The sequence below is a fragment of the Clostridium sp. MCC344 genome (assembly GCF_018785365.1).
Lineage (GTDB): Bacteria > Bacillota > Clostridia > Lachnospirales > Lachnospiraceae > Pilosibacter.
Genome location: NZ_WQPQ01000037.1, coordinates 1 through 21,315, shown reverse-complemented (window position 1 = coordinate 21,315; position 21,315 = coordinate 1). Strand labels below are relative to the sequence as shown.

Genomic DNA, 21,315 nt, shown 5'->3' with positions numbered 1-21,315 from the left:
ATGGCATACGAGAGAAAGACAATCGACACCTGGGAGTTGCAGCTGAATTACGGGTACGGCTGGGAGTACACATTGACAGAGTTCACAAGAGAAGAGGCAAGGGCGAGACTGAAAGAGTACAGAGAGAATCAGCCTCAGTACCCAGCAAGACTTGTTAAGAAGAGAGTAAGAAAGGAGGAGGTTGCATGAGTTCAACGGCAAAGCTGACGGCAGAGCAGATTGAGAACCTGGCAAAGGAAATCAGAGAGTTTCTGCTGGAGCATGGGTTATGGCAGGATGTAGACATCTATTTCAACGGAAAGCGGTTCACACAGCATGATCCGGTAACCGGAAAGTATTACTACAACGACAGAGAGCATCTGATCGAGGAAGAGAACCAGGACCCAAGAACGTATTTCGAGTACGTGAATCCGGACCACATTCTCAGCATGAGCTTTGAAGGTCCGGTATGCGAGATGCTGTATTACGGCATCCTTCCTTCGGTGAGAAGAGAATTTGACAAGATATTCGAGAGATACGGCTTGTACTATGAGTTCGGACATCACTGGAATTTCAGCTGCTATTACATCTGAGAAAGGAGAAAGCACAATGAATATTGGCGTGGAAGTATTAAAGGAAAGCGTAATCAGAGTGCAGTCTCAGTTAAACGACTGGATGGATTGCGTGTTTGTTGTAAGCAAAGATGATGAAGAGAAGGCAAGAGAGGTGCTGGAGAAAGCCTGGGACAGTTTTTGGGAAGATGGAGACGGCTGGTGCTATGGCAATTACCTGGAAGATAAGTTGGTAAATGCCGGTATTGCATTCGATGCATACTACGCAGATGCGGAGGAATAAGGACATGGAAGAATACAAGGACATATCGAGAGGCTTGAAAATGCTTCTCGGCAAGGCAGAAGAAATGGGGTGGAACTGGGAAGTCTACATTGAGCCGGACAACAGAAGAACCTATGTTGAAATCGGGCAGTCGTCACCTGCAGGTGAAGATTTCTCCATGACGATTGATTTCGATGAAGAGAACCAGGCAGATAGTTTCAAGGACAGCCTGGAATCCTACTACGAAGATTTCGACATCGACGAGCATATTGAAATGTGGATAGAAGCCAAGAGAAGCGGAACGAGTGGAGTTCCTTCCACAAGGGAGCTTGTAAAGGATGCAGAAGCCATTGACGGTATGATATCGGAACTGTCGCAGGCCTTGCAGAAAGTAAACATCCCGGTGCTGGTTGGCAGTTACACGCCGCCGGATGAAAATGGAGAAGGCGAGAAGATCGTCCGTGAGTTCTACGGACAGGGACATATCTTCAAAGATGAAGATGCGTTTTACCATAGACCGGATGATCCGTGCTATATCCCGGAATTATCCGATACGGTGTACACGAGAAACAGCATCCTACAGGAGTGTAACCAGCAGGACGATTTGGCAGAGGAAGTTTTCGAGGCACTGGACTGGCAGCACGTAAGTAGCTTGCTGGAAGATTGGCAGAGAAATGGGGAGCTGGACACCTGCAAAGAATGCGGGAAGATGTTTAACTGCTACGGAGTAACGAAGTGTCCGTACTGCGGAGCAGATTATGAAGGAGGCGATGAATAATGGGCTACACCTGGTTAGGAATGCGAAAGCTGACCTGGGAAGAAGTTCTGCAGAGACACGAGAAGGGCGAACTGGCCGGATGTTTCAGACTGTACGATGACAACAGCGAGGCCATGATTGACAGAGGCTATGACTTCGCAGGCGACATCCTGGCACACCACAAGAAAGGTGGTGAGTTCGGAGAAGAGATTGACACAGTAGACCTGGAACTGGCAGACGGAAAGAAAATAACAGCGCCGGCGGTCGTGGACGTATCGGCACTCGGATGTATGGACGAGCTGGAATATGAGTTGTGGCACGTGATCGAGGACTACATGGTTCAGTTCGGTATCAGAACGCAGGACGACGAACCGGACTGGGCGACAGTTAAGGCGGTGCAGGAAAGCATTTTAACAGCGTTTACAGACGCAGGTGTGAATTTTAAGTTTGGATATGAAGAAAGAGTTGCGCAAGCAATAAAACAAGCGAGAAAGGACGGAGAGAAGGTATGAGAAGCGCAAAAGAAATTACGGAGTCATTGGAAATCGCAAAGGGATTATGCGAAGGAAAAACAAACGAGAGCTGGAATGCTAGAAAAGCCGGCAGAGTTATGGCAGAACTGATCGCACATTTTAAGAAAAAAGAGATAGAGGAGCAGTACGACAGGGTTCAGATTATTGCGACGGTTGTTATATCTAAAGAGGACATAGACGACATCATGGTGTCAGCACTGGAAGGTGGAATTACTTACTGGGTTGATAAAGTAGAACCAAGGTGTGGGATAGAGTTTGATTTTGCAAGCGATGTTATCTCAAAAGGCGGTTCAATCCTCATTCACGATAACGAGGAAGATGCGACGTATGAATTGACAAAGGCGAAACTCCTGCAGGGAATTAGAATGTATGCAGAACAGCCTAAGAGCAGTGATATTTACGAGGTGATCGATCATGAATTACATATTGACTGCGGTATGGTAGATGCGGAGGTTGCGGATGCAATCATTCAGTACGCTTTGTTTGGAGAAATAATTTACGGTTAGGAGGCGAGACTATGGCAGCATTAGTGGCATTTGTGTTATTGGTAATCGTTGGAGTTGGAAACAGAAAGTAGGTGTAAGCGGTGAGCAAAGGAATAGTGACAGACTATCCGGAAATCTGTTTCATCTGCGGCAGACCGTCGGAAGCTGAGCATCATTTGGTGTTCGGTACCGCCGGTAGAGAGCTGAGCGAGAAGGACGGATTGAAAGTGCCGGTATGTAACAACTGTCACAATATGGGTGAAATCCTAATGAGAATACACGGAAACCCGATGGCGGAGAGAATGTCAAAGATTATCGGACAGCTGGCCTGGGAAAAGGAATACGCCCTGCAGAAGGCAGACGAATTTGCGCGAATAATCGATGCGGACCGAAAGGAAGGCGAAGTAAAGCAGATTATTCACAAGGGCGGCAGAGAGACCTTCCGGAAGAGGTACGGCTGTTCGTATTTGTAGGAGGAAACGATGAAAACAGGAATGCCAAGATGTGATAGATGTGACAGTTGTATGCATAATAAGTCGCACAAACATAGTGGATATACATTTTACTGTACCATAAGTGGAAAAGATGTAGGCCAATCGCATTTTGGAATGAATAGTCCGAAAGATTGTCCGAAACGTGATAAAGTGGCACATAGAATTTAAGGGTTTGAGTTGGAGGAGGTGCTTTGATGTTAGGCGGAGGACCATACGAGGCAAGCACTTGCCCGGAATGTGGTAGTACGATGTGGAATGGTAGATGCGAAAATCCGGATTGCAAGTATCACTGGCATCCGGGAGAAGAGGAGGATGCAGAATGAATACAGAATTAGTAAGAGCAGTGTTCGACTGTGGAATAGATGATTTGAGACTGTTAGATGATGCGGAATGCGATATGTATGCAGTGATAGGTAGAATGCGAGAAGAAAGCATAGAACTGACAATGAACAACATCATCCGGCAGGTGTTTGAAGAAGGCAGATATATTCTTACCAAGGCGAGAGAGGAAAAGATAGCCAGCTTGCCAGCAGAGCCGATGACAGAGGCGGACTTTGAGCTAAGAAGAAACTTGGGAAGGCTGAACCCGGAACAGGATTTCAGTTTTTGGATAAATCTGCAGGACACCAATTTTAGGGGCAAGTCTGAATTGAAGGAGTTATATGAATCAATGTTCGCAGAAGAGTTGGAGCAGTGCGAAAATCTGACCGGATATCCGATTGAATGGTAGGTGATGATATGACATATAGAGAAAATGCGGCGGTGCTGGAAACGTACCTGCATAATATCCGGAACATTGAAGAGACGCCACCTGGTCCGGCAGAGTTGGATGCACTGGATGCAGCAGTGGAGGCTATGAAAGCTGCAGTTGAAAACGTGGAGTACGGAGCATTTGCCTGGGACAAGCAGAGAGGTATGTTTGTTCAGATAGGCAGACCGGTACCAGTAAAGCAGTTGTGTTTGAACCGGTACCAGGAAAGAGTAAGAAACGGAGAGATACCGAGCTGGATCGATCCGGAGAAGTTCAAGATTTTGGAGAGAACGGTCGTAGAGATTGCAAGCGACTGGAAGGAGGCAAGGGATGAATAAAACGGTAAATTTATTTGTATTAGCTGGATGCTGGGAATGCCCGGACGATATTGGAGTAACTGTGGTTGCGATTTCCAGTGACGAGAAACAGCTGATTGATAGACTGGATCAGATAGCAGACACCCAGGCAAAGGAGTATGTGAGCATTGAAGGTAGCATTCTGATGGAAGAGCATACAGACACTAGGTACGAAATCAGCGGAGGTATCAGCGGCAACGCAAGGTTCTACATCACGGAAGAGCCTGCAGTAATCAACGAGGCACTTATGGGCGAGATCAGCAGAGCAATGAGTGAAAGCGACAGAACTGAGGATGTAAAGAATTATCTGCAAGGACTGTATGAAAGCGAAAACCTGGGCGAAGAAAAGTACGAGGAACTGGTAGACAGCGAAGAGTTCCTGCAGAAGGCAGTCGAATTATTCGATAAGATGGAGGACTGCAACACGCCGTTCAATACAACGATGGAGTTGGCGGTAGACGAAGCAAGGAAGGAGATGGCAATATGAAGAATACATTAGGAGACTTGAATAACCACCTGTTCGCTCAGCTGGAAAAGCTGGGAGACGATGATCTGACAGGAGAAGAGCTGGAAAGCGAGTTAAAGAGAACCGACGCTATATGCGACATCAGCGAGCAGATCATCAAAAATGGAGAGTTGCAGTACAAAGCAATGAAGCACATGGACGAGTATGGGTACGAAAGACAGAAAGCAGTTCCGGAAATGCTCGAAGTTCATGCGGGGGGGCGAACCATAAATGAGAGGCTGGCCCGAAGAAGTGATCGCCTGGCTGCGTGAGAATGTTCCGGGCAGAACCACGAAACAGGTTACAGAGCTGATAAATCAACAGGGGTTCGATAAGAAGTACGAAATGGTATTTTCCGATGCGGCGATAAAAGGCGCGAAGAACCGGTATGGCATAAAGAGCGGCACTACCGGCGGGGTTCCAAAAGGGTACTCACTAAAATATCCGGAAGGAATGGAAAGTTACATTCGGAGCATTGCGACAGGGAGAAAGACGAAGGAGATTGCAGAACTGGTGTCAGCACATTTTGGAATAGAGTTCAGCGAGAAGCAGTGCAAGGCATACAAGAAGAACCACGACATCATCAGTGGCGTTGACTGCAGGTTTGAAAAAGGACACGTTCCAGCCAACAAGGGAAAACCAATGAGCCAAGAGCAATATGAGAAGTGCAAGGCGACGATGTTTAAGAAAGGCGATGTCCCGGCAAACCACATGGAAGTAGGCGAGTATACACATACGACAGACGGCTATCTTATCCGGAAGGTTAAAGAAACCGGTCCACAATGGGAGAGGTTTGAGTTTGTTCATAGGACAGTATGGGAAGAACACAACGGACCAGTTCCCGAAGGCAAGATGGTATCGTTCCTGGACGGCAACAAGGACAACTGTAACATAGAGAACCTGGTACTGATAGACAATGAAGAAAACCTGGAAATGAACAGAAGTCGGTTAAGGTTCGCTGATCCGGAAAGAACAAAGACCGGCGTGCTGGTTGCAAAGGCAAGAGTAACAGTCAGACAGAAGAAAAGGAGAAAATAGATGGAGATTAAAGCGGCGAATGCAGAGGAGACGATCCGCTGCATCCTGGACGAAGAGAAAATGACCCAGCAGGATTTAGCGGACAGAATGGGGATTACGAGACAGAACATCAGCCAGTCTCTCAACCGAAACGCTAAGAGCATGAGATACGATAGCTTCTCAAAGATGGTAACAGCTCTAGGTTACGAGATTGTTGTAAAAAAACTTTAATAAAATACGCAAATTAGAAGTAAACCTATTGACAAATACGCAGTTGCGAAGTATAATATATACATAATCAAACAACAAATAAAACACACGGAGGTAGTGGTTATGTATAACAGAGAAGATTATAGAGAAGCACTGGAAGAAAGAGAGAAATGCGACCTGTATTCAGATGAATGGAGATTTTGCCAGACAAAAGTTCAGAGCATTGCAACAGCTATGGTAGCTGCAGGAAATAACTGGATGGTGGGTGAAATCATCGACGAGCTTTACAGTCTGAGTGACTGCGGTTGCGAACTCACCGACGAGGCAGTTCGATTTGACCTTTGGATTCTTGAAAGCAACGGCCTCGAAGAGAAGGCTGAGGAAATGAAAAAAATGTTCTAGGTAATTTTTTTTACCTGCACAACTCGCAAATGAGTGTTTCACGTGAAACACAGTTCGCAAATTTGAAAGGAGCGTATTTGTATGAAGGAAGTATTGAAGAAGTTAAGAGCTTTAGAGGCTGAAATGGAAGAAGCCGAGAACCAGTCAGAGTATTGGATGGAAGAAGAACACCTGGATATGGAAAAATCAGACAGCTACGAAGTTGAGGCAGACAGACTGTATGAGGAAGTGTATAAGCTGAGCAACCAGGTGGCAGATTTCATCGTAAGCCTCACTTCCGGTCAGATTGACAAGGTAATGGCAATGACGATGATGCGTCAGAGAAGAGAAGATGTCGAGAGAATCTTAGAAGCAGCATAGGAGGTGAGCAGATATGATGAAGGCAGAATTTGAGGAAATGATCGGTAAATCAGTTGTAGATGAAGAATACAAGGTTATCGAGTCGGTTTACACCTGGCATCCGGCAATCAATGACACGACCGGTAAGGATCAGATGAAAACTCTTTATACGCAGTTTGGATTTGGCGTAATTAGAGGGATGCTCCCGGTAGCAGAGAAAATGGAAAAGCTGGACGGAGAGAGAAGAGAGCTGCTGGCTCAGTTGGACACAATAAAAATAAGAGAAGGACTTCTTGCTGTTGGTGATATGGAACTTGAGGAGACGATAGAAAAAGTCAACGAGCTATATATGAAAGCCGACACGGAGGAGAAGTTCGAGCAGATGATGAAAAGCCTTGACGTAAGAAATGAGATAAAAAGCATAGCAAGAAAAGTGATCGGGTGTTAGGAGGTGAGCAGGTGTACGACTACGACAGCGATATGGGTTATTTTCAGAGACAGCTCGAAAGAGCAGGGATCGGCCAGGAAGAGGTTGATATGAATAACTACGCAGGACTGACAGCAAGAGAGTTGCAGAGCGTTGTTGACGGTGTAATTAAGACAAAGCGGATCAGAGAAGCAAAGAAGGAGGCGTAAGGCTATGGCATTATTAGAGGTTAAGACAGAATGGGCGGTGTATAAGGATTGCTTCCTGCAAGTGGCAAGATACCAGGCAGACAACAGCAGGGCAATCGAGACTTGGAACAACGAGGATGGACCTATTGCAAGAATCACGGTATGTATCGCAGGAAGCGGACTTGCAGAGGATGAGACAGTGATCGACACGAATAATTGCCCTTGGGCGATGGAGTTTATCAAGCAGCACGGTTTCGGGCAGGCCACCGGCAGAATGGTAAAAAGCGGTTACTGCACATATCCGGTAGTAAAGCTGGATATTGAGAAAATCGGTGAGTATTTGGAGGTGGCGTAATGGAAAGAGTGTATTTCAGTATCAATGAGGCCGGAGCAAAGACGGCAAACGATATGATGTCATTCAGCGAGTATAAGACCGGGAGCAAGACTGCTGGTTACAAGGCACAGGTCGATAAGGCATACGAGCTGGCAGAGAAGGTAATCGAGGCAAGACCAACCGAAGAGGAAAGAGTGTCGAAGCTCTGCGAGAGATATTCGAGACGACTGGCTCAGAACATCAACAAGGATATTCAGATCGGCATGATGTGTCCGTCGGTAATGATTTCCGGAGCAGGAAACTTCCCGGTCAAAAAGAAGGAAAAGCAGGTAGCGGCATGGGATAAGAACCATGAGGACTATAAAGAGGTTGAGGCAATCCTTGGAAAGATTGAGGCAATTTTTTATGGCAAGGACGTTATCAAGTCTGATGATGAGAACGCAATCGAGAAGCTGCAGGATAAGGTTGACGGATTGAGAGAGGACCAGGAGAGAATGAAGCAGGCCAACAAAGCAATCCGTATGAAGGACAAAGAAAAAGGCGATGCAACGCTGCATGACATGGGATATACAGACGAACAGATCGCCCAGCTGAGAGAACCGGACTTCTGCGGAAGAATCGGTTTTCCGGACTATATGCTGGCGAACAATAACGCCAATATCCGAAGATTGGAAGGAAGAATCAAGAGCCTGCAGAAAACGAAGTCCCAGGGAACACAGGAGAGCGAGAATAAGTTTTTCAAGGTCAAGGAGAATGTGGAGGCTATGAGAATCCAGCTGTTCTTTGAAGGAAAGCCGGAACCGGAGGTAAGAGATATTCTGAAAAGCAATGGGTTCAGATGGGCACCGTCGGTAGGTGCATGGCAGAGACAGCTCAACAATAATGGAAAATATGCGGTAGAGAGAGTTATCAGAGAGCTGGAAGAAATGGAGGCGGCAGAGTGAACATGAAGTTAGAACCGAGAAAGACTACAGACCGAGGCGGCTGGTTGTGTATGCCACTGGTAATGAACAGACCGGAGGGAAAGCCTGGTTGGAAAAAGGTACATTGCCCGGAATGCGGGACGCTCTGCTGGCAGAGACCGGAGGATGCAGGGGTTGTTAAGGCATCACACCTTGACGGTGCGGTATGTACCAAGTGTGCATTAAGAAAGGCAGGTGATGTAGTGTGACATTACGAGAGGCAAGCAAAGGAGTAGTTAAATCCGGAGGAGGAACCTACAACATTGGTTTTAACGGCGGAGACGAGACACAGTTTGACGCTCAGAACTTCAAGGAATTGAAGGAGTGCTGGTCGGAGTTCTGTAAGGATGAAAAAATCAGTCCCGGATGCGTTGATTACGTGGAAAGGGTGAGTTAGTGGAAGTTCTGACAAGAGCCATAGCAAATGAATACAGAGACAGGGCGTTACTCCTGCCGTCAAACGGACTGCAGGACATTGGAGAAAGAAGAAAGTTGCGGGAGGAACTGCAGGCCAGGTGTAATCTGACAGAGCTGCAGGCAGTGAACATCATCAATGGTTTTCACATTCCGGACTATGTGAAGATAGCAGCAATTAAAGCGGAAAAGGAGGCACAGGAAAATGAGAATTGAGAAAGAAGGATTTGTACTGAACCTGGAAGGTACCTGGTGCGAGATTTCCAATAAATACGGAGTCCAGGAACACGGAGACGTGGCAGTAAATGAAGAGGATATTCCGGAAGGGTATGCAGAGAAGAAGCTGGATCAGTTCATTGGCACTCACAAGGTCAGAGGTTTTATGAAGGCCGAGAACTGCGAGAAGAAAGTGGCGTTCGACCCGGAGACTAAGGAATACATTCAGCTGCAGGCGGTAAAGCCGGTAGGCGACGATGTATATGTGGTGCAGAAATTTGATAATGAGCTGGTATTTATGGGCGAGATATGGAGCGGATGTAAGTACAAGGACGAAGTCCTGGATTGGATGCGTTCCAACTACGAGGTTGAAAGTTGTTTGACGGCAGAAGTGTATAGAAACCCGCTAGGTGATTGCACCAATGACGGAATATCTTCATGCCAAAGAGAGTTATACGTCCTGGCGGCACAGAAAGGACCTTTTGAGCCGGAGGACATTAGACAGTGCGTGTACATAGAGAGGCGAGAAGTTATGGGTAAAGAGTACATTGACTGCAAGCCTGCATACTGCAGAAAACGTTGGTACATGATGGGCGGCAATTTTCTCTATACATCAGACAGCAGATTTAAGGAGATTACAGGGATCAGCTACCCGATAGCAATTCACGACAGATACGAAGGGAGGTAGACAATATGGTGATCGTTGGGTATTACGCTCACGGCAACAAGCATTACGTGGCATTCAATGAGAATGAGGAACGCCCGGACAGATTTATGATTACGGACGGATTTCACGACAGACCGGTAAATGAGCGAAACGTAGGCAAGTACAAGGGGTATGTCAAGATTGAGAAGTCTGAGTGTGACTTGAAGAAAATCATTGGACGCATCCGTGGTACAAGACCATGGCATCCGCTGCTGAAATTGCTTCAAAAAGAAGCAGGGTAATTTTTTTACCCAAGCAACTCGCAAATACGAAAATTAGGGATTGAAGAATACGCATTTAGGAGGATAAGACATGGAAGCTAAAGACATTGTGAATATTGGATTGGAGCATATACATCCGCATCCGGACAATCCGAGAAAAGACCTGGGAGATTTGACTGAGCTGGCAGAGTCCATTAAGAAGAACGGAATCCTGCAGAATTTGACGGTCATTCCAAAGGAAGGAGAGCCGGGAGAGTATATTGCAATTATCGGCCACAGAAGAAGTGCGGCGGCAAAGCTGGCAGGAGTTACAGAAGCACCTTGCAGAATTGTGGAGGGAATGACTCATAAAGAGCAGGTATCGACAATGCTGGAAGAAAATATGCAGCGTGGCGATTTGACAATTTGGGAGCAGGCACAGGGATTTCAGATGATGCTTGACCTGGGAGAGACAGAGGACACGATTGCAGAAAAGACCGGTTTCAGCAAGAAAACCATTAGACACCGCTTAAACATTGCGAAGCTGGACTCCAAGACATTGATGGAGAAGGAACGACAGGATGGCTACCAGCTGACACTTACGGATATGTACGAGCTGGAAAAGATTAAGGACATCAAGGCAAGAAATAAGATTTTGAAGGAGTCCACAGACTCCCGAGACCTTGCGAGACGTGCAATCAATGCTCAGAAGGAGCAGAAACGCCAGGAGAATATGAAACTCTATGTGGCGATGATGAAGAAGTTAGGGTTAAAGAAAGCGCCGGCGGAAGCTGACAGTGAATTTTATACAGACAAGTGGGAACGCATGGAAAGTTACAGCCTGGACAAGGAGCCACCTAAGACGATGAAGTTCAAGGACAACGGCGAGCCGATGTTTTACCTGGAGCAATACGGAACTTTATATGTGATTCGCAAAGCAAAGAAGGCTAAGAAAGTGCTTACTCCGGAAGAGGAAGCCAAAAAGCAGAATATGCGAAATAAGAAGCAGATAAAGGCAATTCTGAAAGAAGCGGCCAATACGAGGAAGGCGTTCATTGAAGGTATTTTATCCGGAAGAATAAAAAAAGTCACAGACGAAAAGCAGGTTGAAGCGGATCTTTTCGAGCAGATGATGGATTGGGAGACATTCACAGGCCATAACAAGCTGATTGAGTTCTTTGTTGGGTGCGAGGTTTACAATGCGCCGGAAGAAGAAAAAGAAGCAGCACGTAAGAAAATGCAGGGACTCAGCGTACTGCAGAAACTTCTCTGCCTGGTATCCGCAATGGTCGCTGACGCAGATTTGGTTGAGTGGAATTACACATACAACACGGTCAGAGGTGAGAAGGTGAAGGCGTTCTACGGAATACTGGAACAGTACGGCTTCCAGTTTCCTAACGACGAAGAGAAGGGCGTGGTCGAAGGAACCAGCGATTTATATGTAAAGAAAGAAGGTGCAAAGTAGCATGAAGAGAGGACAGATTTACTACGTCAGAAGCAATTACAGAGAAGAGGGAAGTGAGCAGCGGGGGGGCGCCCAGCAGTTATAGTATCAAACGATAAGAACAATGCGAACAGCAACACGGTCGAAGTGGTATATATGACGACCAAACCAAAGACTGACCTTCCGACTCATGTATATATTGAGTCAGCGCTTAGACCATCAACACTCTTGTGCGAGCAGATTTCCACGGTTTCGGAGGAAAGAATTGGAGAGTGGATTGGAGAGCTGACAGAAAGTGAAGTGCAGGATTTGGACATTGCCCTGGCGGTTTCGTTAGGAATGAAGTGTGGGCCAGGGCAGTTAGATACGGACACATTAGAACATTTGAATAATCTGCAGGCGGAACTCGACAGAACCAAAGCCGAGCTGAGGGAAGCAAAGAGTGGTCCGGACTATAAGCTGTTATACGACCAGCTGATCGAGAAAATGCTCAGCAGATAGAAAGGAGACACGAGATGTACCTACTGGAAGAAGATTTGAAATTTCCAAAGGACAGTTTCAAAAGCATGAAGTACCAGCCGTATGAGATGAAGCCGTCATTCTCTATGGTAAGAGTATATCAGTGGTGGAATTATTGGTACGGAGAGGTTTACATATCATTCAGCGGCGGACTGGATAGTACAGTCTTGGCGTACATAGTGTGCCAGGCGTACAGAAAGTATAAATTGACCGGTAAAATTCCCTTGGTGTTTGCAGACACCGGGACGGAATTTCCGGAAATCAGAGAATTTGTTAAGACATATACGGAATGGCTCAAAGAGCAGTTTCCGGAACTCGATATTGAGTTGGTAGTGATCCGGCCGAAGCATAGTTTTAAGTGGGTGTGTGAAAACAAAGGATTTCCGATTACAAGCAAAGATACAGCAGGAAAGATTAGAAAACTGAGACATGGAAAGCTCAGCGAGAAATACAGAAACTACTTGCTCAACGGAGATAAGAGAGGAAAATTCGGAATGCTGGCGAAGAAGTGGCAGTATTTGACGGACACGGAACAGATGCCTGCAGATATTTCGGAGTATTGCTGCGAGGCACTAAAAAAAGAACCGTTCAAGAGGTATGTCAAGGAGACAGGCAGACAACCATTTATCGGTATAACGCAGGACGAGAGTTTCAGAAGAGAGAACCAGTACAACCACACGGGATGCAATGTGTACGACGGTCACACAATAAAGAGCCAACCTATGGGATTTTGGCCGAAGAATGAGGTTATCCAGTATGCGGTGGAGCAGCGCATTCCGATCTGCAGCGTGTATGGAACGCCATACCAGGACAAGAAAGGCAACTGGTACTTTACAGGAGAACAGAGAACCGGATGTTGCGTGTGTGGCTTCGGGTGTCACCTAGAGCCTGTGCCGAATAGATTGCAGCGGTTGAGAACATCTGATAACGATAAGCACAGGAGAATGTGCGAGGGCTGCCTGCAGATAAAAAATCACGGCATGACATATGAGCAGGCGTTGAATTACGCAGGAATACCAACAGAGGAGATGCAGGAAGATGAATAGCAGACCGGAAATCACGGCGATGTTGTCGCTCTCAATCCAGCGGCACATCTGCCCGAACAATGATCCGAGAATTTACTGGGCCAGGGAAGTGACTTTCGACTACGCCACCATGAATGCAGTGCGGGTGGATTTTATGAAATTCAAGCCGGTAAACAATACAGTGTCCGGCATAGAGAAGGGAGACTTCTACTGCTATGAGGTTAAGTCCTCAGTAGAGGATTTTCACTCGAAGAACGGTCACAACTTCCTGGGAGACTACAATTACTATGTGATGCCGGAGGAAGTGTACGAGCAGATCAAGAAAGAAATTCCATACCAGGTAGGCGTGTATGTTCCGGATGGAATGAACTACCGGGGCGAGTGGTACGACCTCAAAGCAATCAAGAAGGCAAAGAGGAAAGATAGAAGCAGGCCAGTATCAGAAATGCTGTTGATGATGTTCCGGTCTGCAGCACGAGATAGAAAGAAGGCGTTGAGCGATGGACATTAAAAACAAAAACGAATTAAAGAGAAGGATAGACCTGTTCTTGCATGACTTCACGCCGGAAGAATATAAAATCAACGAAGAGTTTTGCAAGGAAACCATGAGAATGATGGCTGATTTTATCGGCCACGTAGATAACAGACTGGATTCGGCGAATGCCAAAATTATTGCCGGAAGGAAGAGAGAAAACGAATTGGCAGAATACATCCTCAAAGAGTGCCATTTCTGCCCAATCCCGGTTGAAGTTAAATGCCAGTATGGTTTCAGAGAGAGCGGATGCAAGAAGTGCTTATTGAAACATACGGAATTGCTAGATAAACCAAGGGAGGACTGACGCATGGTGGTGAATGCAAAATGCAATCCCTGCAAAGAACCTACGAAATACGTGGCAGGGTTCTTCGATGGACCAAGGGGCAGACATGGATGCCTGTTTGATTGCAAAAATGAGCGGTGCGAGGTTTATCAAGTGAAGAGATTTACAGAGTCAGAGGCAGTCAAGGAAAGAATTAAGATTCAGAACTTGAACAGTCAGAAGGGAATGTATGCAGGCTATATTGCGGCACTGAGAAAAGATGCCAAAATAACAATGATGAAAATGTCACAAATTGCTGGATGCAGTCCGGCAGAGTACAGTTCCTACGAGCATGAACGGAAAGAGTTCGATCCGGAAATATACCGGAAATGCGAAAAATATCTGAAAGAGAAAGAGGGTGGAGGGCGATGCTGACACTGCCAATAAAAAAGAAGTGGTTCGATATGATCGTCTCCGGGGAAAAGAAAGAGGAGTATAGAGAAATCAAGCCATATTACGACAGCCGGTTTATGAATGCGTTCGGATTTCTCAATGTAGGAGGACAGATGGTATATGGAGAGGCAGCACCGGAAGAAATCCGGAAGTCATGGCCGGTACCGATAGTATTTAGAAATGGCTATTCCAAAGAGTCTCCGGAAATCATCTGCAAATGCACATTGCATTTCGGAGAAGGCAAGCCGGAATGGGGAGCTGAGCCAGGAAAATTATACTATGTGTTAAAAATACAGGAAATCGAGAAAGGAGCAGGGCAATGAATAAAGTAATTTTGATGGGTCGTCTTACACGTGATCCGGAGGTTAGATATTCCCAGGGAGAACAGGCTACGGCAGTAGCTCGCTACACCCTGGCGGTAGATAGAAGAGGAAGAAGCCAGGAGAACTCAGCGGATTTCATTCCGTGCGTTGCGTTTGGCAAGGCGGCTGAATTTGCTGAGAGATATTTGCATAAGGGAACGAAGATTGTACTGACCGGAAGAATACAGACCGGAACCTACACCAATAAGGACGGTCAGCGAGTATATACGACCGACATTGTTGCGGAGGACCAGGAGTTCGCTGAGAGCAAAAACGCAGAGAACAGCAGCGCAGGAGGTTATAGCACACAGCCTGCACCGGCGCCACGGTCGGGGAATGATGGATTTATGTCTGCAGGAGACGACAGCGAGTTACCGTTTGTATAGGAGGGCGAAGGATGAAACAGTACACATTGAACAGAAAAACATACAAGGATGTTAAGAGAATGGATCATCAGCAGATGGATGCATTCTGCAAGAATTTATACAAGGCAGGCCATGCGGACGGTATGAAAGATGCGGAAGGCTTGACCGAGGATGAAGTGAGAGAAGTTATCCTGGGCGTGAAGGGCATCGGGCCAAAGAAGGCAGAGGATATTGTGAACGCTCTGACTGCAGCACAGAGAGAAAGGAATTAGTTGACAAATGGATAAGAGTAAAGTATATTTAGAAGTGCCGGAGTTCACTGGTGAAAATGTACCGGTGGCAGTAGCGGCAAGAGTAATGAAAAAGGATCAGCAGTTTATACGCCAGGGCATTATCCTTGGATTTCTGAAATTCGGAGTTGCTTTCAAGAAGGAAGGGAGCAGCCAGTACGATTACTACATTTCCCCGATGAAGTTTTGGGAAGAGACAGGTTTTGTGTATGCCGGAGAGGAATGCTAAATAAGCCGTGAGAAGTGCTGAATAGGTATAAAAATTGATGAATAGGAAACATACAGGTAACAAAAACGCCAGCGGATGCGATAAATACGTGCATTACTGTTTCCGTACAGGAAACTGGTCAATGACCGTCTCTGGAACCTGGATGATCCGGAAGTAACCGCTTTTATAAAGAACCTGATTTCTTATGCGTTGATCCGGGACGAGTACCGGGTATTTGTTAAGAAAAATACGCCTTCAAAATAACCATAAGCTCTGTTTCATTGATATGTCAGGCTGCAATTTTGCAGCACTTATCAATCATTGGAGGTAGAGGCTATGAGCAGCTACGAAGAACATGCAGAGGCAATGTGGGAAGAAATTGAAGGAAAATCAAAGAGAAAAATGACGGACCGGGAACGGTTCGACCGTGAGGTATCACGGTGGAAAAGCGGGCTTGTTAGCACGCAATTTGGCACCCTGGATTTGGACAGGGATGCCATGAAAGATATCAGACGGGGAGAACACCTTACCTGGGAAGAATATCTGGATGCCCTGTTCAATTCCAGAAACAATCAAAGACGCGCTTTCGCATACTGCTATTATGGTCACTATTTCTGTGAGTACTACGGTCAAATTGAACGAATCGATGCGAAAAAGGGAAAAATCCTTTTTAGACGGATCATGATTTCGGGAGAGTATCCGGGAGGCGATTGTTTCAGCGACAAGGAAGACCACGTATGGATGGAACTGGAACCATTTAACGGATATAAGGTGGGCGAATGCGTGAGGTTCTGTGCGGACATTTACAGATACTTAAAGACCAGAAACGGGGTGCAGATTTCTTTTGGCCTATGCAATCCTGAAATAATTGCAAGGGTAGATGATTACCATGTACCAACAGATGAGGAACTCAGGATGCAGGCAATCGACCAGATAATCTGTGAGGTGTGCATGTATAATGAGCATTGCAGCCCGGCTGTCTGCCTTGCGGATGAAGATTGGTTACGGGAAATGCGTGCAACACTTTTTGCCGCAAGTCTTGCAGAACCGGAAGAATATGATGAAAATGATGACGAGATTTAAGAGGGAATAGTCAAGGAGGGGACATGGAGAGAGGAAAAGTTTATTGGTTTGACATTCCATATTTACCGGGAACGTAGAATATCGCCGTGTCTCCTTATATTAGGAAAGATGGCAGGCTGTGTTTCATGGTCCCTGGAAATTTTGGCCCGCCATGGAGTGGAGTCTGGTGTCTTACCGGGGAAGTTATTCAGAATCAGAAAGAGGAATTTGAGTTCCGCTGTGACGACTCCGTGATGGGAAACCGTGGAGGTACATACCATTTTAAGCTGCTGACCATGGAAAAATACCGGGAGCACAGACGCGGTTGGTATGAGGACCATGAGGAGGTTTTGAAGTGTTACCAGGGGACGGGAGCACTTCAGAAATGGTTTTTAAAACACTGGCCAAATCCGGCGGAAACGGAGGAAATGTAGGCACCAATGAATGATGTTATAAAATGGGGGATCGCTCTGATAGCGGTTTTCCTGCTAATCCTTTTTCGAAAACAGAGAACGAGAAGATTTGTAAGTGCGGGATCATTTACGATGGAGAGAGTAATTTTTAGGATTTCTAATTGCAGCGAAGCGCGGAAAGAGGGAAAATCATATGGAGCATATACTCTGATAACGTTGAGGATTGGATATGAACATAATAAGTAAATTTGCAGGCGGAACTTTTCAGTTCCGTCTTTCCTTTTTGCAGGATGTTTTTGTGATGCTGTTACGTTAAAATCGCTTGCTTGCTATTCCTGAAGGGAGCAGATATACTTAAATTATCAAACAGAATTGAACGGAGGAGCGAACAAGATGGAGAGATCTGTACTTAGATTTGCACAGAATATCAGGGTTTATCGGAGCAGCAAAGAAATGACACAGGAACAGTTGGCAATGCTTGTACCGGTATCCAGGCAGACGGTATCACTCTGGGAAAAAGGTGTCAGCAGTCCGGACGCATATACAATCGTAAAGCTGGCAAATATCTTTGGAATCACGACAGATAAACTTCTTCTTAACCGGGAATTGGAGGTAAGAGCGGATTTCATGGAGGAAAACTATATTGCATCCGGCTATATTAAGTCTATTCGTAAAGCCGGCTACTATGATATTCTTCAGGAAGACTTGGAAGAGTTCTGTGCGATTTTCGTTATGCCATTTGAGCGGATCATGGCAATTGATGTCTGTATGAAGCCGGATACCAGATCGTCAGTACGTATGCCAATGGGTTTGGTCTTTACCTGAGGTCTGATCAAGAAGCTGAAAAATTTGTTGCTGATATGGATGAAATAATCGATAGAATTAGTCATGGTGAGGAATTGGTAACTGGCTATGAACAGGAGATTGCAGAAAAAGTCGGGGCAATCGAATCAGAAGTTATAGAGAAAATTGAAAGAAATATATACGGGAAAGACGTCACAACTATGTATTATTGGTTGGATGAGTTTGAACGTATCCGTGGTTATGGGGAAACGGAAGATGAATGCCGGAGAGAAGCAGAAGAACAGAACTGTCAGGAATACACGATTCAGAAATAGTATTGTGTAATGTTGGAAAAGACTGTTCTTTCAGAGTGAACAGAGGGAGACAGGAGAGTCGGAAATATGCCATTATTTACAGAGGCTTGTTTTTCAAGGCTCTTTTTTTATGCTCACGCAAAAAGCGAAGCTTATTTTTTGAAAGAAATAAAAGAAATCAAAGACATGGCAGAATGAATTTCCGAAACCTTGATGCCACAAAGGCTCCGGGGAACGGCTATGCAGGAAATCTTCTCGGAAACGGATAAAAAAATCATGCAACGCATAAATAAATATTGGATTGCAGATAATAAAATGAAAACGTGGAAAAAAGAAATAAAATGCAGATTTTTTTCCAAGTTATCCACAGGCGTGCGATGCACGATAGGGAGATAAATGGACAAAAAACAGCCAGCGCATCACTGAAAAATGGTAGGAGTAGGTACGATGTTTGAGAAAAATGTTATTTGAAGGGATTAAGCATGAAAAGAAAACACGAGAAAAGCCCGCGGTAAGAAGCGCGGGTGATACGAAGGGATTATGCAGTTGCGGTTTTCATCTGACACAGCTCCATGGCGATTGTCCGGATCAGACCGCCAAGGGATTTCGCCTTATCAACAACAAAATGAACCGCATCAGACAGTTTATAATTTTGGTAGTACAAACGGAGCGCATCGATTACAGTATCAATACCGAAATCCTGGGCGATGGTCAGACAATCATTTTTTACATCGCTCGTAAGATCTAAAAGAGGGAGCATCGTGGTCTGGTGCATTGGGTCGAGACAATCCCACAGATTGATATGATGCTGCCATAAATGACTGGCATTCCAGGAATGGATCATGTTATCTTGATAAATATCCGTATTGATATCACGAATGATGTCATTGATTTCATCGATCTCATCAAAGATTGCCCGTTTTGCCTTAATACGAACCTGCTGTTTGATCTGTTTTGCGTCATAATTCTGCTGTAACTTAATACAAATGGATTTTTTGAGATCCGGATTTACACGCTCGAATAAAGACCCGAAGCTTCCGTCCGCATCACAGGCTGCCTTGATGTCACATAATCTGCTGGATACGGGAAAGCTCATAGCGATCTCATGAAGACCAATGCGCACACGATCAACAATTTTGGACGCGCTAAAAGTCTGCTTGGTTGCAAAAACGATCATCGCGGTCAGTGAAGCACGTAAAACAGCGATGGCTTTAGCCCCCAATAAAACCTGCAGCAAGTCCCGATTGCAAACGAAATAGCCCTTGCCGCCTTCACCGCGACGCTTATACATATCACCAATGTTTAAGATCTGCACGGAAACATATCCAGATTCCGGACGTCCGGTTACCTGAATAAAATTGCCCTGTTCCAGGATATCAAGGGAGCGATATACTGTTTTCGTTGTGCAGGATAACTGCTCTGCCAGATCTTTGACAGATAACAAATCTGTCAGGCCAGAATTGGAATTCGCATGAAACTGCAGAATCAAATAGAGATTTATCTGAGCGACCAAATATCGTTCATGTGCATCTTCAGCTTTTCGAATCACGCACTCTCTGCCAACAAGCTCAAGGCCGAGCATTTTTGCTACTGCTGCATTCGATATATTGGCGAACATTTTCATGCGAATTCCTCCTTCAGCTTAAGGGTAGTGTAAACCCCCATTTCAAATGGGGATATAGATCTTTTTTTCATTATAGTACAGTATGTCACATCTTTTTAAATGCCAAATTTTTTGCGGATAACACTTTTTGGTCAAAAAAGCAAAAAAACGCCATTTCCTGGCTCAGAGCCGTACCGCCGATTTTTTGATGTTTCCCCGATTGGTGTTGGCACAATCCCATAAAACTTCAAGATTCCGGCGCAGGCTTCCTCATAGTTTAAAGAATTCTGAATCCGGAATAGTTCTACTTTGTTTGCTGACAGTCCTCATCTCCAGCATTTCCAATATTCCCCATCTCTGGAAGTCATGCCGGAAGCATTTTTACCGGAACCAGATCCACAGTTGGGACAGATATAGCTTTTCTGTTTCTCGCCAACGGTAAAAATCTGGGTTCCAGATACCGGATCGCTGTCATATCATATTTTGTCATCACACATTTTCTCCTTTCGCAATTTCTTATCGTTTTGCCTACAGTATGGATTCTGGTACCACGAATTTCAGACCAAAAAATTCAGGACTAAAAACCCAGTCAAGTTGCTTCGGAAGTTTATATTACGTATTAGAGTGTCGCAAATATTTTATACGTAGCCAAGAACCTCAGTAAAATAATGATTTACAGCCAGTATACAAAAAATGGAAGTTTATATTACGTATTAGAGTGTCGCAAGTGCTTTGTGGGATTTTTAAATACAGTGAAAAAAGAAGGGTAAAATCGGAAAATAAGGGGTTTTTTATCTCCGATTTTCGTAAGTGGCGACTGAGATTTCCTGTTTGTGAAAGAAGCGATCTGAATGACAGAAACATAAAAAAATGAAAAAAAATAGAGAAGTCAAAGACGCGAAGATAAATCCATTCTCTTTTATCGCGTTCTTAGGTAGCGTCAGATGCTTTCGTTTGGACGTGAGCCTGTAAAACAGTGTCTGCATAAGAAACCGTCCTACGTACCCTGTTTCTATTTCTATCGTAAAATCCTGGCAATCCCATAAAATCCCGATAAAAATCACGAAAATTAAATGATCGTACCGCCCGACGTTCAGTTGAAACCCCTTATGCCATAAGGATCCGGAGGAAAATGCAGAAAAAATCCCGAAAAAAATACAGGAACACATTCTATCCATCAAAGTGATAGAGAAAAGACGTTCAGACGTACCTTTGAAGCCCCACCGACGCAAATTCCCGTCCTTCGGCTCTGGGAAGATAGCCGATTCTGGTGTCAGGGAGAGTAGTGCGGTTATACGTCCTCCTGTAGTTTCCTCTTTTTCGCTGCTGTTTAACGATATCCGCGTATCGAAGTCATGGAAAAGAGTACGTATTTCAGACTTTTCCAGCGGAAAACACCACAAATTCCCCGGATCTGCGGAAAAAGAAGAAAAAAGACACAGAAAAAAGAAAAGAAAACCCGGCCTTATATTCTTGCGGATAAGCATGAGTGGCACCCTTAAGGGTGACGCAAAAAGACGTCCTCCGGTACCCCTTGCGGATAAGATAAAGTGGCACCCTTAAGGGTG

41 protein-coding genes are annotated in these 21,315 nt (G+C 45.3%); 38 read left to right on the top strand and 3 right to left on the bottom strand.

Features of this window, described 5'->3' with window-relative positions:
* The 38 genes from GPK90_RS10465 (at position 1) to GPK90_RS10280 (ending at position 18,165) form a co-directional block, all read left to right on the top strand.
* Positions 1–189 (top strand): hypothetical protein, encoded by a 189-nt coding sequence (locus tag GPK90_RS10465; protein WP_012742911.1) that lies wholly within the window; start codon positions 1–3, stop codon positions 187–189.
* Positions 186–572, top strand: a complete 387-nt coding sequence (locus tag GPK90_RS10460) for a hypothetical protein (protein WP_012742910.1) — start codon at positions 186–188, stop codon at positions 570–572. The genes GPK90_RS10465 and GPK90_RS10460 overlap by 4 nt, the downstream gene beginning before the upstream one ends.
* Before the next feature lie 16 nt (positions 573–588).
* The gene (locus GPK90_RS10455; protein WP_012742909.1) at positions 589–834 is read left to right on the top strand and encodes a hypothetical protein; all 246 of its coding nucleotides are present in this window, start codon (positions 589–591) and stop codon (positions 832–834) included.
* Between the two features lie 4 nt (positions 835–838).
* Positions 839–1,591, top strand: coding sequence for a hypothetical protein (locus tag GPK90_RS10450; protein WP_215702906.1), 753 nt, complete (start codon positions 839–841; stop codon positions 1,589–1,591).
* A complete protein-coding gene (locus GPK90_RS10445; protein WP_215702905.1) occupies positions 1,591–2,082 on the top strand; it encodes a hypothetical protein in 492 nt (163 codons plus the stop codon). The genes GPK90_RS10450 and GPK90_RS10445 overlap by 1 nt, the downstream gene beginning before the upstream one ends.
* Positions 2,079–2,609: a hypothetical protein gene (locus tag GPK90_RS10440; RefSeq protein ID WP_215702904.1), complete on the top strand. Its 531-nt coding sequence runs from the start codon at positions 2,079–2,081 to the stop codon at positions 2,607–2,609. Before GPK90_RS10445 ends, GPK90_RS10440 begins: the two co-directional genes overlap by 4 nt.
* Positions 2,610–2,689: 80 nt before the next feature.
* Complete coding sequence (locus GPK90_RS10435; protein ID WP_215702903.1) at positions 2,690–3,061, top strand: hypothetical protein; 372 nt, start codon at positions 2,690–2,692, stop codon at positions 3,059–3,061.
* A gap of 340 nt (positions 3,062–3,401) precedes the next feature.
* Positions 3,402–3,812, top strand: coding sequence for a hypothetical protein (locus tag GPK90_RS10430; RefSeq protein ID WP_012742904.1), 411 nt, complete (start codon positions 3,402–3,404; stop codon positions 3,810–3,812).
* 8 nt (positions 3,813–3,820) lie between these two features.
* Entirely contained in the window at positions 3,821–4,171 is a 351-nt protein-coding gene (locus GPK90_RS10425; RefSeq protein WP_215702902.1) for a hypothetical protein, read from the top strand.
* Positions 4,164–4,676 (top strand): hypothetical protein, encoded by a 513-nt coding sequence (locus GPK90_RS10420; protein WP_215702901.1) that lies wholly within the window; start codon positions 4,164–4,166, stop codon positions 4,674–4,676. Before GPK90_RS10425 ends, GPK90_RS10420 begins: the two co-directional genes overlap by 8 nt.
* Complete coding sequence (locus GPK90_RS10415) at positions 4,673–4,966, top strand: hypothetical protein (protein WP_215702900.1); 294 nt, start codon at positions 4,673–4,675, stop codon at positions 4,964–4,966. Before GPK90_RS10420 ends, GPK90_RS10415 begins: the two co-directional genes overlap by 4 nt.
* Positions 4,926–5,732 carry an HNH endonuclease signature motif containing protein gene (locus GPK90_RS10410; protein WP_173850599.1) on the top strand — a complete coding sequence of 269 codons (807 nt, stop codon included), beginning with the start codon at positions 4,926–4,928 and terminating at the stop codon, positions 5,730–5,732. The genes GPK90_RS10415 and GPK90_RS10410 overlap by 41 nt, the downstream gene beginning before the upstream one ends.
* Positions 5,733–5,942 (top strand): helix-turn-helix domain-containing protein, encoded by a 210-nt coding sequence (locus tag GPK90_RS10405; protein ID WP_012742899.1) that lies wholly within the window; start codon positions 5,733–5,735, stop codon positions 5,940–5,942. It abuts the gene before it with no gap.
* Between the two features lie 102 nt (positions 5,943–6,044).
* On the top strand, positions 6,045–6,323 hold the full coding sequence (locus GPK90_RS10400) for a hypothetical protein (RefSeq protein ID WP_215702899.1): 279 nt from the start codon (positions 6,045–6,047) through the stop codon (positions 6,321–6,323).
* A gap of 81 nt (positions 6,324–6,404) precedes the next feature.
* Positions 6,405–6,683, top strand: a complete 279-nt coding sequence (locus tag GPK90_RS10395; protein WP_215702898.1) for a hypothetical protein — start codon at positions 6,405–6,407, stop codon at positions 6,681–6,683.
* Between the two features lie 13 nt (positions 6,684–6,696).
* Positions 6,697–7,110 (top strand): hypothetical protein, encoded by a 414-nt coding sequence (locus GPK90_RS10390; protein ID WP_215702897.1) that lies wholly within the window; start codon positions 6,697–6,699, stop codon positions 7,108–7,110.
* 11 nt (positions 7,111–7,121) lie between these two features.
* Complete coding sequence (locus tag GPK90_RS10385; protein WP_215702896.1) at positions 7,122–7,298, top strand: hypothetical protein; 177 nt, start codon at positions 7,122–7,124, stop codon at positions 7,296–7,298.
* Between the two features lie 4 nt (positions 7,299–7,302).
* On the top strand, positions 7,303–7,632 hold the full coding sequence (locus GPK90_RS10380; protein ID WP_215702895.1) for a DUF4313 domain-containing protein: 330 nt from the start codon (positions 7,303–7,305) through the stop codon (positions 7,630–7,632).
* Positions 7,632–8,555 (top strand): hypothetical protein, encoded by a 924-nt coding sequence (locus GPK90_RS10375; RefSeq protein ID WP_012742894.1) that lies wholly within the window; start codon positions 7,632–7,634, stop codon positions 8,553–8,555. The genes GPK90_RS10380 and GPK90_RS10375 overlap by 1 nt, the downstream gene beginning before the upstream one ends.
* Positions 8,552–8,782: a hypothetical protein gene (locus GPK90_RS10370; RefSeq protein ID WP_486463667.1), complete on the top strand. Its 231-nt coding sequence runs from the start codon at positions 8,552–8,554 to the stop codon at positions 8,780–8,782. Before GPK90_RS10375 ends, GPK90_RS10370 begins: the two co-directional genes overlap by 4 nt.
* Positions 8,779–8,970: a hypothetical protein gene (locus GPK90_RS10365; protein ID WP_215702894.1), complete on the top strand. Its 192-nt coding sequence runs from the start codon at positions 8,779–8,781 to the stop codon at positions 8,968–8,970. Before GPK90_RS10370 ends, GPK90_RS10365 begins: the two co-directional genes overlap by 4 nt.
* Entirely contained in the window at positions 8,970–9,203 is a 234-nt protein-coding gene (locus GPK90_RS10360; RefSeq protein WP_215702893.1) for a hypothetical protein, read from the top strand. Before GPK90_RS10365 ends, GPK90_RS10360 begins: the two co-directional genes overlap by 1 nt.
* On the top strand, positions 9,193–9,891 hold the full coding sequence (locus tag GPK90_RS10355) for a hypothetical protein (RefSeq protein ID WP_215702892.1): 699 nt from the start codon (positions 9,193–9,195) through the stop codon (positions 9,889–9,891). Before GPK90_RS10360 ends, GPK90_RS10355 begins: the two co-directional genes overlap by 11 nt.
* Positions 9,892–9,896: 5 nt before the next feature.
* A complete protein-coding gene (locus GPK90_RS10350) occupies positions 9,897–10,151 on the top strand; it encodes a hypothetical protein (RefSeq protein WP_215702891.1) in 255 nt (84 codons plus the stop codon).
* 70 nt (positions 10,152–10,221) lie between these two features.
* The gene (locus GPK90_RS10345; RefSeq protein ID WP_215702890.1) at positions 10,222–11,574 is read left to right on the top strand and encodes a ParB/RepB/Spo0J family partition protein; all 1,353 of its coding nucleotides are present in this window, start codon (positions 10,222–10,224) and stop codon (positions 11,572–11,574) included.
* An 81-nt stretch (positions 11,575–11,655) separates the two neighbouring features.
* A complete protein-coding gene (locus GPK90_RS10340) occupies positions 11,656–12,054 on the top strand; it encodes a type II toxin-antitoxin system PemK/MazF family toxin (protein ID WP_334297313.1) in 399 nt (132 codons plus the stop codon).
* Positions 12,055–12,068: 14 nt separating this feature from the next.
* Positions 12,069–13,118 carry a phosphoadenosine phosphosulfate reductase family protein gene (locus GPK90_RS10335; RefSeq protein ID WP_215702889.1) on the top strand — a complete coding sequence of 350 codons (1,050 nt, stop codon included), beginning with the start codon at positions 12,069–12,071 and terminating at the stop codon, positions 13,116–13,118.
* A complete protein-coding gene (locus GPK90_RS10330; protein ID WP_215702888.1) occupies positions 13,111–13,608 on the top strand; it encodes a hypothetical protein in 498 nt (165 codons plus the stop codon). Before GPK90_RS10335 ends, GPK90_RS10330 begins: the two co-directional genes overlap by 8 nt.
* Entirely contained in the window at positions 13,598–13,936 is a 339-nt protein-coding gene (locus GPK90_RS10325) for a hypothetical protein (protein ID WP_215702887.1), read from the top strand. Before GPK90_RS10330 ends, GPK90_RS10325 begins: the two co-directional genes overlap by 11 nt.
* Before the next feature lie 3 nt (positions 13,937–13,939).
* The gene (locus GPK90_RS10320; RefSeq protein ID WP_178838289.1) at positions 13,940–14,329 is read left to right on the top strand and encodes a helix-turn-helix domain-containing protein; all 390 of its coding nucleotides are present in this window, start codon (positions 13,940–13,942) and stop codon (positions 14,327–14,329) included.
* Positions 14,323–14,670, top strand: a complete 348-nt coding sequence (locus GPK90_RS10315) for an ASCH domain-containing protein (protein WP_178838291.1) — start codon at positions 14,323–14,325, stop codon at positions 14,668–14,670. The genes GPK90_RS10320 and GPK90_RS10315 overlap by 7 nt, the downstream gene beginning before the upstream one ends.
* Positions 14,667–15,095, top strand: a complete 429-nt coding sequence (locus GPK90_RS10310; RefSeq protein ID WP_178838293.1) for a single-stranded DNA-binding protein — start codon at positions 14,667–14,669, stop codon at positions 15,093–15,095. Before GPK90_RS10315 ends, GPK90_RS10310 begins: the two co-directional genes overlap by 4 nt.
* An 11-nt stretch (positions 15,096–15,106) precedes the next feature.
* Positions 15,107–15,346, top strand: coding sequence for a hypothetical protein (locus tag GPK90_RS10305; RefSeq protein ID WP_215702886.1), 240 nt, complete (start codon positions 15,107–15,109; stop codon positions 15,344–15,346).
* A 7-nt stretch (positions 15,347–15,353) separates the two neighbouring features.
* On the top strand, positions 15,354–15,593 hold the full coding sequence (locus tag GPK90_RS10300; RefSeq protein ID WP_012742880.1) for a hypothetical protein: 240 nt from the start codon (positions 15,354–15,356) through the stop codon (positions 15,591–15,593).
* Between the two features lie 315 nt (positions 15,594–15,908).
* Positions 15,909–16,655 carry a hypothetical protein gene (locus GPK90_RS10295; RefSeq protein ID WP_215702885.1) on the top strand — a complete coding sequence of 249 codons (747 nt, stop codon included), beginning with the start codon at positions 15,909–15,911 and terminating at the stop codon, positions 16,653–16,655.
* Between the two features lie 125 nt (positions 16,656–16,780).
* Entirely contained in the window at positions 16,781–17,068 is a 288-nt protein-coding gene (locus tag GPK90_RS10290; RefSeq protein ID WP_215702884.1) for a hypothetical protein, read from the top strand.
* A gap of 372 nt (positions 17,069–17,440) precedes the next feature.
* Positions 17,441–17,872: a helix-turn-helix domain-containing protein gene (locus tag GPK90_RS10285; protein ID WP_215702883.1), complete on the top strand. Its 432-nt coding sequence runs from the start codon at positions 17,441–17,443 to the stop codon at positions 17,870–17,872.
* Positions 17,873–17,907: 35 nt separating this feature from the next.
* The gene (locus GPK90_RS10280; RefSeq protein WP_215702882.1) at positions 17,908–18,165 is read left to right on the top strand and encodes a hypothetical protein; all 258 of its coding nucleotides are present in this window, start codon (positions 17,908–17,910) and stop codon (positions 18,163–18,165) included.
* Between the two features lie 517 nt (positions 18,166–18,682).
* On the opposite strand, the gene GPK90_RS10275 is transcribed toward GPK90_RS10280, so the two are convergent.
* The 3 genes from GPK90_RS10275 to GPK90_RS10270 form a co-directional block, all read right to left on the bottom strand.
* Complete coding sequence (locus tag GPK90_RS10275; RefSeq protein WP_215702881.1) at positions 18,683–19,768, bottom strand: HTH domain-containing protein; 1,086 nt, start codon at positions 19,766–19,768, stop codon at positions 18,683–18,685.
* 343 nt (positions 19,769–20,111) lie between these two features.
* Complete coding sequence (locus GPK90_RS19405; RefSeq protein WP_275950582.1) at positions 20,112–20,237, bottom strand: hypothetical protein; 126 nt, start codon at positions 20,235–20,237, stop codon at positions 20,112–20,114.
* 884 nt (positions 20,238–21,121) lie between these two features.
* On the bottom strand, positions 21,122–21,315 hold a 194-nt coding region (locus GPK90_RS10270), incomplete at its 5' end, for a hypothetical protein (RefSeq protein ID WP_215702880.1).

Coding starts and splice junctions, on each gene's coding strand:
- GPK90_RS10465 (WP_012742911.1), top strand. CDS start 1: ATGGCATACGAGAGAAAGACAATCGACACCTGGGAGTTGCAGCTGAAT.
- GPK90_RS10460 (WP_012742910.1), top strand. CDS start 186: ATGAGTTCAACGGCAAAGCTGACGGCAGAGCAGATTGAGAACCTGGCA.
- GPK90_RS10455 (WP_012742909.1), top strand. CDS start 589: ATGAATATTGGCGTGGAAGTATTAAAGGAAAGCGTAATCAGAGTGCAG.
- GPK90_RS10450 (WP_215702906.1), top strand. CDS start 839: ATGGAAGAATACAAGGACATATCGAGAGGCTTGAAAATGCTTCTCGGC.
- GPK90_RS10445 (WP_215702905.1), top strand. CDS start 1,591: ATGGGCTACACCTGGTTAGGAATGCGAAAGCTGACCTGGGAAGAAGTT.
- GPK90_RS10440 (WP_215702904.1), top strand. CDS start 2,079: ATGAGAAGCGCAAAAGAAATTACGGAGTCATTGGAAATCGCAAAGGGA.
- GPK90_RS10430 (WP_012742904.1), top strand. CDS start 3,402: ATGAATACAGAATTAGTAAGAGCAGTGTTCGACTGTGGAATAGATGAT.
- GPK90_RS10425 (WP_215702902.1), top strand. CDS start 3,821: ATGACATATAGAGAAAATGCGGCGGTGCTGGAAACGTACCTGCATAAT.
- GPK90_RS10420 (WP_215702901.1), top strand. CDS start 4,164: ATGAATAAAACGGTAAATTTATTTGTATTAGCTGGATGCTGGGAATGC.
- GPK90_RS10415 (WP_215702900.1), top strand. CDS start 4,673: ATGAAGAATACATTAGGAGACTTGAATAACCACCTGTTCGCTCAGCTG.
- GPK90_RS10410 (WP_173850599.1), top strand. CDS start 4,926: ATGAGAGGCTGGCCCGAAGAAGTGATCGCCTGGCTGCGTGAGAATGTT.
- GPK90_RS10405 (WP_012742899.1), top strand. CDS start 5,733: ATGGAGATTAAAGCGGCGAATGCAGAGGAGACGATCCGCTGCATCCTG.
- GPK90_RS10400 (WP_215702899.1), top strand. CDS start 6,045: ATGTATAACAGAGAAGATTATAGAGAAGCACTGGAAGAAAGAGAGAAA.
- GPK90_RS10395 (WP_215702898.1), top strand. CDS start 6,405: ATGAAGGAAGTATTGAAGAAGTTAAGAGCTTTAGAGGCTGAAATGGAA.
- GPK90_RS10390 (WP_215702897.1), top strand. CDS start 6,697: ATGATGAAGGCAGAATTTGAGGAAATGATCGGTAAATCAGTTGTAGAT.
- GPK90_RS10380 (WP_215702895.1), top strand. CDS start 7,303: ATGGCATTATTAGAGGTTAAGACAGAATGGGCGGTGTATAAGGATTGC.
- GPK90_RS10375 (WP_012742894.1), top strand. CDS start 7,632: ATGGAAAGAGTGTATTTCAGTATCAATGAGGCCGGAGCAAAGACGGCA.
- GPK90_RS10355 (WP_215702892.1), top strand. CDS start 9,193: ATGAGAATTGAGAAAGAAGGATTTGTACTGAACCTGGAAGGTACCTGG.
- GPK90_RS10350 (WP_215702891.1), top strand. CDS start 9,897: ATGGTGATCGTTGGGTATTACGCTCACGGCAACAAGCATTACGTGGCA.
- GPK90_RS10345 (WP_215702890.1), top strand. CDS start 10,222: ATGGAAGCTAAAGACATTGTGAATATTGGATTGGAGCATATACATCCG.
- GPK90_RS10335 (WP_215702889.1), top strand. CDS start 12,069: ATGTACCTACTGGAAGAAGATTTGAAATTTCCAAAGGACAGTTTCAAA.
- GPK90_RS10330 (WP_215702888.1), top strand. CDS start 13,111: ATGAATAGCAGACCGGAAATCACGGCGATGTTGTCGCTCTCAATCCAG.
- GPK90_RS10325 (WP_215702887.1), top strand. CDS start 13,598: ATGGACATTAAAAACAAAAACGAATTAAAGAGAAGGATAGACCTGTTC.
- GPK90_RS10320 (WP_178838289.1), top strand. CDS start 13,940: ATGGTGGTGAATGCAAAATGCAATCCCTGCAAAGAACCTACGAAATAC.
- GPK90_RS10315 (WP_178838291.1), top strand. CDS start 14,323: ATGCTGACACTGCCAATAAAAAAGAAGTGGTTCGATATGATCGTCTCC.
- GPK90_RS10310 (WP_178838293.1), top strand. CDS start 14,667: ATGAATAAAGTAATTTTGATGGGTCGTCTTACACGTGATCCGGAGGTT.
- GPK90_RS10305 (WP_215702886.1), top strand. CDS start 15,107: ATGAAACAGTACACATTGAACAGAAAAACATACAAGGATGTTAAGAGA.
- GPK90_RS10300 (WP_012742880.1), top strand. CDS start 15,354: ATGGATAAGAGTAAAGTATATTTAGAAGTGCCGGAGTTCACTGGTGAA.
- GPK90_RS10295 (WP_215702885.1), top strand. CDS start 15,909: ATGAGCAGCTACGAAGAACATGCAGAGGCAATGTGGGAAGAAATTGAA.
- GPK90_RS10290 (WP_215702884.1), top strand. CDS start 16,781: ATGGTCCCTGGAAATTTTGGCCCGCCATGGAGTGGAGTCTGGTGTCTT.
- GPK90_RS10285 (WP_215702883.1), top strand. CDS start 17,441: ATGGAGAGATCTGTACTTAGATTTGCACAGAATATCAGGGTTTATCGG.
- GPK90_RS10280 (WP_215702882.1), top strand. CDS start 17,908: ATGGATGAAATAATCGATAGAATTAGTCATGGTGAGGAATTGGTAACT.
- GPK90_RS10275 (WP_215702881.1), bottom strand. CDS start 19,768: ATGAAAATGTTCGCCAATATATCGAATGCAGCAGTAGCAAAAATGCTC.
- GPK90_RS19405 (WP_275950582.1), bottom strand. CDS start 20,237: ATGACAAAATATGATATGACAGCGATCCGGTATCTGGAACCCAGATTT.